At 39.8% G+C, this 9046-nt stretch carries 7 protein-coding genes; 5 read left to right on the top strand and 2 right to left on the bottom strand.

The window, feature by feature from the left end:
• The first annotated feature begins 275 nt into the window (after positions 1-275).
• The 5 genes from CWB80_RS03900 to CWB80_RS03880 all read left to right on the top strand — a co-directional run bounded on the left by CWB80_RS03900 (position 276) and on the right by CWB80_RS03880 (position 5663).
• Entirely contained in the window at positions 276-803 is a 528-nt protein-coding gene (locus CWB80_RS03900; protein ID WP_138600326.1) for a hypothetical protein, read from the top strand.
• Positions 804-1018: 215 nt separating this feature from the next.
• Positions 1019-1387, top strand: a complete 369-nt coding sequence (locus CWB80_RS03895; protein ID WP_138600328.1) for a DUF7668 domain-containing protein — start codon at positions 1019-1021, stop codon at positions 1385-1387.
• 631 nt (positions 1388-2018) lie between these two features.
• Positions 2019-4190 (top strand): putative bifunctional diguanylate cyclase/phosphodiesterase, encoded by a 2172-nt coding sequence (locus tag CWB80_RS03890; protein WP_138600330.1) that lies wholly within the window; start codon positions 2019-2021, stop codon positions 4188-4190.
• A 47-nt stretch (positions 4191-4237) separates the two neighbouring features.
• Positions 4238-5251 (top strand): fatty acid desaturase, encoded by a 1014-nt coding sequence (locus tag CWB80_RS03885; protein ID WP_138600332.1) that lies wholly within the window; start codon positions 4238-4240, stop codon positions 5249-5251.
• A 1-nt stretch (position 5252) separates the two neighbouring features.
• Positions 5253-5663: a GFA family protein gene (locus CWB80_RS03880; protein ID WP_138600334.1), complete on the top strand. Its 411-nt coding sequence runs from the start codon at positions 5253-5255 to the stop codon at positions 5661-5663.
• 14 nt (positions 5664-5677) lie between these two features.
• Here CWB80_RS03880 and CWB80_RS03875 read toward each other — a convergent pair whose 3' ends face one another.
• Positions 5678-6892: an MFS transporter gene (locus CWB80_RS03875; RefSeq protein ID WP_138600336.1), complete on the bottom strand. Its 1215-nt coding sequence runs from the start codon at positions 6890-6892 to the stop codon at positions 5678-5680.
• A 66-nt stretch (positions 6893-6958) separates the two neighbouring features.
• On the bottom strand, positions 6959-9016 hold the full coding sequence (locus CWB80_RS03870; RefSeq protein ID WP_138600338.1) for a TonB-dependent receptor: 2058 nt from the start codon (positions 9014-9016) through the stop codon (positions 6959-6961).
• Positions 9017-9046: the final 30 nt, after the last annotated feature.

Raw genomic sequence — 9046 nt, 5'->3', positions numbered from 1 at the left:
ACTTCGGGGTTGAATTCGCGATTTTAATAATCAAATTTTTTATAACTTACACATAGCTAGTAGGAATTACAATTGTTTGTACTAATCCGAAATATAACTGAAGATTTACTTAAACAAGAATAAGTGAAAATACATGACGTGATTTGATAGTTTCTAGGGGAGTACTATGAATGTATAGCGTTTCCTATAAAATTATTATTTGCTGTTTTTCTATCCTAAACCATAAAAATGGTGTTCAATAAGGTTTTAATGTTTGATTTAAAATTTGGTGATAAATGTCTAATGATGAAATAAAGAAATTTTTTGATGATAAAAAAAAATTAACTGATAGTTTGAATACATTAGATCAGATACTAACTGATAAAAGAGAGAGGGAACAAGAGGAAATGGAAAAAGCAATAGAGTCTATTTCCAAGGTAAGGTTAAACAAGCAACAGGATGAATTTCTTTCTTATTTTTGGCATCCTTTGCGTCAAGAGGTTATTGAGGAAATCGAATTAGCTGCTCTAGAACATATGTATTTTTTAAAGAAACAAGTTAAATCAATCAAGGGTAACAACGCTTTAAAGGTTTATCGCAGTATGTTTAACAACGGCTCAGAATTATTTGATTCTCATGAGGTTAGTGAAATACCTAAAATAATTAAGTTAAGCAAGAAAGGTGTTGCTTATGTAATGAAAAAAAATCCCATCTATTCACAGTTTTCATTGCTATTCTTAAAGTTTTGGAAAAATAAATTTGCTGTATTTTGTACTGTTATTTCTGTTGTTAGTGGAACTATTACGATTATAGGTATTTATTAAACACAACTAAAGCTGTTAGTTAGATACCGCTTAGCTTCAGGTTTTTGCTCGCTAAACTGGGCATTAAGGTTATAGGGTTACTCTTCTTTAAGAGAAATAGCCTATTTTATGGATTCAAAATACATTACCAAATTCTTTAAAAGCGCTTTGGATTCATTACGAACGGTTGCTTATAGCACTTAAGAGAAATCAAGGAATAAATTTTAGGGAGCCCTATGGTAGTTAAGGACGAACAAAAAGAGCTACCAATACCTGTTGAGTGGCGACAAACATTATACGCCGTTGCAGGGTGCCTCGTTAAAAATGACTACCAGTCCATTAGTAAAATTCCATTAGTGTCGAAATTACCAGAGACCACCTCAATCCAAATCAATTCCTACATTAAAGATTACGGTGAAGAGTTGATTAGCTTACCTGAAGACGTATGGGATTCATCTGTCTATATTTGGCAAAGAGGTTATTGGGATGTTCTAGTGGATTTATGGACGAGAAACGAAGGTCATAGTGACCTGGTTTTAAGTGTTAGGGTTTACCAAGAACAAGAAAGTTATCGCTGTGAGGTGCAGATGGTTTGTGTTTTTTAAGCTTAACGGCAACGGCTAAAATGGCATAAAGGCCGTGATCACAAGCGTTTATCTTCAAGTAAATTATATAAAAACTGTGACGATTTTTTGCCATTGTGACAACATTTTGTCACAGTTATAAGAAATTAAATATAATAATATCAATCGTTTAAGTTTTCATGGGTGCTCTTGCACAAATTCAAAATCCGTTGCCTTCGGGCGTGGCGGTTCAAGTCCGCCTACTGGTACCACTTTTTAACCCTAGCCAATTGGTTAGGGTTTTTTTATGTCTGAAAAAGCTACCAGCCATCAGCTGTCAGTTTTTAGCCGAGCGGTGCGGTTGTTGGGTTTTGAAACCACCCTCAGCCCCAAGGGGATATTTTGCCTAGCACCCAGAGCCTAACACCTATAACTCAAATCTAAGTACCAATTCACCCCAGATTAAAATAACTTTTGTTCTATTTATAACCTGTAAACTTCAAACTATGCTTACTTTTGAAATAACCATGAAAAATGTATGCTTATTTGTTTGAAAGTTAATCGCTTTCGACTAGAGTACCATGGTGTTTAAGTGCTTAATATAATAGAATTTACCGTCTTTAGTTCAGGTTAAGTCAGACTCTTAGCGGAAAAAACGGTTGGGTGGCATAACATGGGTACATACGATTTAAAGCGTATTGTTGAAAGTATTTCAAATCTTAAAAGTGAGAACTTTTATAATGCAATATGCCTATCTTTATCAGAAGTGCTGGGTGCTTCGCATGTTTTTTTGGCTCAAGTCGATGAGTCAACTTTATATGCGACAACCATCGCTTTAGTTGCGCATGACGAAATAGTTGAAAACATCAGCTACGATATTCGCTGTACACCATGCAATGATGTCAGCTGTGGCAGTGTTTCAAGTTACAACTCAGGTGTTCAGCAGCTATTCCCTAATGATCAATTGCTTGTTGATATGGATATTGAAGCTTATGTGGGTGTGCCATTACAAAGCATTTCTGGCAAGACAAATACCATTCTGGTAGCGCTTTTTCAGCATGAAATAAGTGATGCGTTATCAATCGAATCTTTCTTTTCGTTATTTACAGGTTTAATCCAGCGTGAAATTGAAAAAGACCGTTTCATTGCTAAGCTAGATTTTTCTAATCAGTTAATAGAACAAAGCCACGAAGCTATTTTTATCTGCGACCACAATGTAGAAATTACCTATGCAAATACTGCCTTCACTAAAATGACGGGCTATTCGCTGGACGAAGTCTTAGGGGAAAACCCTAAAATTTTAAGTTCAAACCAGTATGATCCACATTTTTATAAAGCTATGTGGCATCAGATTAATACTGAGGGCAAATGGTCTGGTGAAATTACCAATAAAACTAAGCAAGGTAAGTTCTATACGCAATTTTTATCAATAACCAAAATGCAAAATAATGCTGAGGATTGCTATGTGGCATTTATTTTAGATATTACCGAGAAAAAAGAAGCTGAGCGAAAAATTTATTTTCACGCTAACCACGACCAACTTACAGGGTTAACTAATCGTTTTTACTTTAAAGAGTACTTGTGTACTTTAATTTCGTCTCTTGCATATCAAGATGAAGTAGATACAAACTTGGCAGTAATTTATTTTGATGTTGATAAATTTCAGAATATTAATACGGTATATGGCCTAACATTTGGTGACAAAGTTTTATGTAAACTAGCTGAGCGACTTGAAAGCTGTTTTAAAGAATCAGCCTTTTCACGAATAGATGGTGATAGCTTTGCTATTTTACAAACCTATCAACATATTAGTGAGCTAGAACATGTTTGTAAGCAAATTACAGCATTGTTGGTTGAGCCTTTTTCAATTGGTGGTATTAGCCAGCAAGTATATGTAACTCTTGGGATCAGCTGTTTTGAGCAACGTTATATTTCTTCCTCTGAACATAAAATCGAAAAAATAGCACGCCGCTTGATAAGACAAGCTGAGCTTGCAACTCTCAATGCAAAGCAAGCTGGTACGGAGTATTTATTTTTCTGCACTGAAATGGATAACAAAATAAAAACACAAAACTTGCTTATAGATCAGCTAACTTTGGCAGTGAAAAACGACGAAATTGAAGTTTATTTTCAACCTATTATCGATATAGAAAATAACACGGTTGCTAAATTCGAAAGTTTAGTTCGTTGGAATAATCAAGGGCAATGGGTATCACCTGCGGAGTTTATTCCGTTAGCAGAAGAGTCTCGAGTGATTATTCCACTTGGAGAGCTGGTGTTGGTTAAAACTTGTCAGCAAATAAAAGCGTTAGAGCTGCAAGGTTATAACGATGTTGTTTTTAACGTAAATCGGTCTTTATTTGAGTTTACTGAGTTTAATCCTGAGCGTAATGCATGGCTTGAAATTATCAACAATCAAGGGGTTAAGCCGTCACAAATCTCTTTTGAATTAACTGAAAGTGTTTTAGCTCCTGAAAATACTAACCATCTCGATGTGCTTACTCAATTAAAAGAGGCGGGTTGCTTAATTTCATTGGATGATTTTGGTACCGGTTATTCATCTCTTAGTTATTTACGCCGTTTCCCTGTTGATGTACTCAAGCTTGATAAGTCTTTCATAGATGAAGTTCATGTTGATTTAGGTGACGAAGCACTGGTTAAATCGATTATCCAAATGAGTCGAGTATTGGGTATTAAGGTCGTTGCTGAAGGGGTTGAAGAGCGCGAGCAATTGGCGGTGCTTACCGAAGCAGGCTGCGATTATATCCAAGGCTATTACTTTTCTAAGCCATTACCAGCAAATGATGTAATACCATTTTTAACGCAATTTTCTCGAGAGCAGTAGATAATTACGGTATGATTTTGGTATCAAGCAGTTAGCAAAAGCTTACTATGTCAAAATTAACCGCAAAGCAAAACATCAAGGCGATTGTTACAGCCATTAAGGCCGAAGAGCAGTCGTTAAGAGCGCGTTACCCTATACTTAACCAACAAAATAAAATTGCGATGGTAATTCTGCTGGTGTCGTTGTGTTCACTATTCGGTGTTGCGACACTTTATTACTTAGCGGTTATTCCCTCGTGGCTTTGCATCATTCTGGCTGCCTTTATTACCTCAATATCGCATGAGCTTGAGCATGACCTTATCCATAAGCAGTATTTTAGTAATCGTCCTTTTATACATAACTTTATGATGTTAACCGTGTGGCTTATGCGGCCTAATACGGTGAACCCTTGGTATCGCAGAAAGATTCATTTACATCACCATAAAGTATCCGGCACCTCACAAGATTTAGAAGAGCGTTTAGTAGGCAATGGTATTAAGTCGCCCTTGTTGAGAGCCTTGGTCATTACTGATGGCTTGCTAGGTTTGTTAATCAATACCAAGCGATTTAAAAAAGAAATTAGTGGTTTTAAGTTCTTCCGTGTATTTAATGCGGGCTTTCCGATTGCTACTGCGTATTTTGCGATTCTTTACGGGGTAATTGCTTATTATGCAGTGCAGTTTGTACAGCCATTTACATTGCCGTCGTGGGGAGCTGAGTTATTGGCGATGGCAGAGTTTTTAATGGTGGTACTTATCGTGCCTAATATTATTCGCTCAACGTCTCTTAACTTAGTGACATCGTCAATGCATTATTATGGTGGTGTAAATAATTTGCTTGAGCAAACGCATGTGATCACCAGTCGTTGGTTTTTACCGTTTCAACTATTTTGTTTTGATTTTGGCCGCACCCACACAATCCATCATTTTGTGCCGAATCAGCCCTTTTACATTAGGCAATTGATCAGCAAAAAAATACATCCTATTATGGCCCAGCATAGGGTACGGTTTAATGATTTACAAAGCTTGAAACACGCTAATCATTACCCTGTAAAAGAGCAGTCATCTCAACAAGGAGTTTAATATGAAGGTTACCGGTCGTTGTCATTGTGGTGAGGTAACTTACCATGCAAACGTTGATGAAAATAAAGTGATAAACTGTCACTGCACTGATTGCCAAATTATCTCAGGTGCGCCTTTTCGTACGGTTGTGGTGTCTATGCCAGATGGAGTTACCTTTACAGGTGCTAAGCCAAAAGAATATATAAAAATAGCTGAAAGTGGCAACCAACGTGCGCAAGGGTTTTGTGGTAATTGTGGTACAGCTTTGTACGCGACTTCTGTCGGTGCAGGTGAACGTATTTATGGCTTACGTATTGGCGCCGTAGAGCAAGCTGATGAGCTCATCCCTAAAGCGCATATTTGGTATCGCTCACATAAACCTTGGCTCGATAACCTTAGTAATATGAGTGCCTTTGAAACCGCCCCTAAATAGCTGTGGTTTCATATTTATTGCTGGCCGATGGTGATATTTCGGCCACTTAAGTAACCAAATAAAGCACACAATAGGCTTGATGCCATACACAGCCAAAGTGCTCCCGCCCAGTTGTTGAAATAACTATGTAAGGCGCCCGCAATAATAGGGCCTGTGGCAGCCAATAAATACCCGATACATTGCGCCATACCCGATAACGCAGCGGCTTGCATTGAGTTATGAGTACGTAGGCTTACAAATGATAAGCCTAAGATAAAACAGGCACCTGAGCAAAAACCTAAGGTGACTGACCAAAGCATCGCAAAACTAGGCGCAACTAATAATCCAACAGAACAAAGCGCGCCAAGTAATGCCAAGCTTAGCGTTAAGATGCGTTGATCTTTTAATTTGGCAAGCAGAGGAATAAGCACAATACCTGGTAGCGCAGAGGCTACTTGAAAGGCGCCTTGCAAAGCGCCCGCGTGCTGCGCACTATGGCCACCTTCTATTAAAATACTGGGTAGCCAACCAAGCATGATATAAGTGAAAAAGGAGTTAAAGCCGAGCAATAAGGTGATTTGCCAAGCCAGTGCAGAGTGCCAAATTTTGTTTTGTGTATTGTTTGACACATATGCCTGTTTTGGCATGGTATGTTGCTTAAGTTGTGGTAACCACACCATAATAGCCAGCACAACCAGTAAAGCATAACTGGCAAGCGCCAATTGCCAGCCAATTTCTTTGTATTCAGCGAGCGGAATGATGAGTGCTGAATAGCTGCCACCAAATATGCCCATCGCCAAAACATAACTCGACGTCATTACTGCCACTTTGTGTGGAAAGTCACGCTTTATTAGGCTTGGTAATAACACATTACCAATCGCGATACCGACACCAATTACTGCGGTACCAATAAAAAGCACGGTGGCAGAATCAATAACCCGAGAGACAACCCCTATACCTATGAGTACAAGGGCAATAAACAGTGATATTTCAAGGCCACACTTTTTAGCAAGACTTGCCGCCATAGGTGAGGCAATGGCAAACGCGATTAAAGGTAAAGTCGTCAACATGCCGGCTTGCGATGCATTTAACTGAAACTGTTCAATGATCTGTTCAAGTACCGGTGCAATGCCAGTGATCGGGGCTCGTAAGCTGGCTGCAATAAGAAAAATGCCCAGCACTAAAAGAAGGTTACGAATTAGATTTTGAGAAGATGTCACGCTGTTTAGAAGTAATAGCAAGAGGTACATTTATCATACCAAAACACGAAACAGCGTGAGTGAACTATGAGATAGCTCACCAAAAAATGCGGTTATTTAAAACTGATAACTTGCTGATAACATGGCATTGCGCGGTCTACCCGGAAAGTATCGGTCGCCACTAAATGTAGTGTAGTCAGCACGCTCTGCGTAACGCTCGTCGGTTAAATTGTTTATTCGTGCCGTCACACTAAGGTTAGCTGTTAGCTGCCACGCCGCTCGTAAATTTACTAATGAGTGGCCTTGGTAACTATGCTGGTTTTCAGGATCAGTAAAGTAGCTGCTGGTGGTATGTAGCTCAAGACCAACACGCGTAATGTCGTTTGCTTGCCAAAGTAGCTGTAAGTTTGCGATGTTGCGTGGAGCAGTATCAATAAGATTACCATTGATGTTAACCCCGCTGAGTACTTGGTCATAACTGTATGTATGTTTGGCGTGGCTCGCGGCTAACTGCATCGATAGACTTGGCGTAATGGCATAAGCTAACTCAAGCTCAACACCACGATGCTGAGTTTGGCCATCATTGACGTAATAAAAATCACTGTCGCGGAAAATGGTGTTCTTTTTATTCATTGCATAAATGCTAACTACATAATGCAGCTGTGCTTGTTGACCTTTTATACCAAGCTCTAGGTTTTTAGCTGTTTCAGATTTCAGATCTGCGATATTTTGTTCGCGTTGCAACTGATAAAGCTCTGCCGCTTGCGGTGCTCGATAACCTTCTGAAGCATTGGCGTAGATAAACTGGTTTTCAGCATATTGATAGCTTAAACCAAGCTTAGGTGAAAAGTTAGTAAAGCGATTTTCGCCGCTTTCTGGTCGAGAATAGCGACACCCACCCATGGCGCATGCTGTGCCATCTTCTTTTGTGCGGCCAGCCAACATATGGTTGTCGTAGTCATAACGCATACGCTCGTATCGACCACCCAGGCTGATAAGTAACTCATCAAGTTGCCAATCAAGGTTCACAAACGGTGCTAATAGGGTGCTTGTTACTTGATAATCATAATGTTTGCCTTGAGGCACGGTGGCGACTAAAAATGCTGAGCCTTGAGTGGGACTGTCTTGATATTGTAAAAAGTCAGCATCTGTAAGCTCACCATCAAAGCCAACAGTTAACAGGCTAGAGCCGGTTAACTTGTGCTGCCAGCTTGATTGTATACCAACACCTTGCTGAGCATTTTCTTCAAGGGGAGTACCCGGTAAAAAATGCTTAAAGAAGGTCATGTCTTGGTCGCGGATATAAGGCGTTAGGGTAAAGCTGTTAGCCTCATCTTGTGTCCAATTTAGCTTTGACCAAATACGCAAAGAGCGGGCTTTACGAAATGCATCAGGATCAAAATTAGACTGAGCTATTTGCTTATCCTTGTAGCTTTCAAAGCCCTCGATGTAGCCAGCTGTTTGTTGATCTAAATGGGTGTAAGTCAGGCCTGTACTTACACTTAGTTTTTCGCCATCAAAACGGTGACGTAGTGATAGCTTTTCTTGATCAACACTTTCGTCATCACGATAACCCGTATCTCGAGTAATAGTGGCATTAATACCTAAACCTTGTTGGCCAAAATCACGACCCGTACCTAGTTTGTAGCGGGTGTAGCCAAACGAGCCGTAATCAAAACCAAGTTGGTTGTGGTTATAGGTTGTATCTGGGGTGATCACGTTGACTACACCATGTACAGCGTTTGAACCATAAAGTGCAGAGCCCGGGCCTTTCAGTACTTCGATGCGTTCAGCCATTTCAGTGTGGGCTTCGAATAATTCATTGATGTTGCAAAAACCAGCTGCGCGAAGTGGAATACCATCTTCGGCGGTAAGTAAGCCACCGCAGGCACCTGCGCCAGAAAGTACAGGCGAACGTAAAGCGGGTAAATACTCTTGGCCGTTACCGTGTTGAAGATTAGCACCAGCAACCTGTTTAAGGGCTTGTTCAATGTGAGTTGGAGCGATAAGCGCCAGTTGCTTCTGTGAAATACTGCTGACCACAACAGGCAATGGATCTGCCAACACTTCGTTGCGCGAGGCGGTCGTTGTAATATGTTCTAGTTCATTATTTGCAATGGCTTGTTGGTTAAATAATGAGGTGCCCACAAGCACTGAAAGTATCGACAACTTCATGAAAACCCTTTGGTTAGGTACAACAAAAAC

Source organism: Pseudoalteromonas sp. S1650 (assembly GCF_005887195.1).
Classification (GTDB): domain Bacteria; phylum Pseudomonadota; class Gammaproteobacteria; order Enterobacterales; family Alteromonadaceae; genus Pseudoalteromonas; species Pseudoalteromonas simplex.
This window is presented reverse-complemented; position numbering and strand designations above follow the sequence as displayed.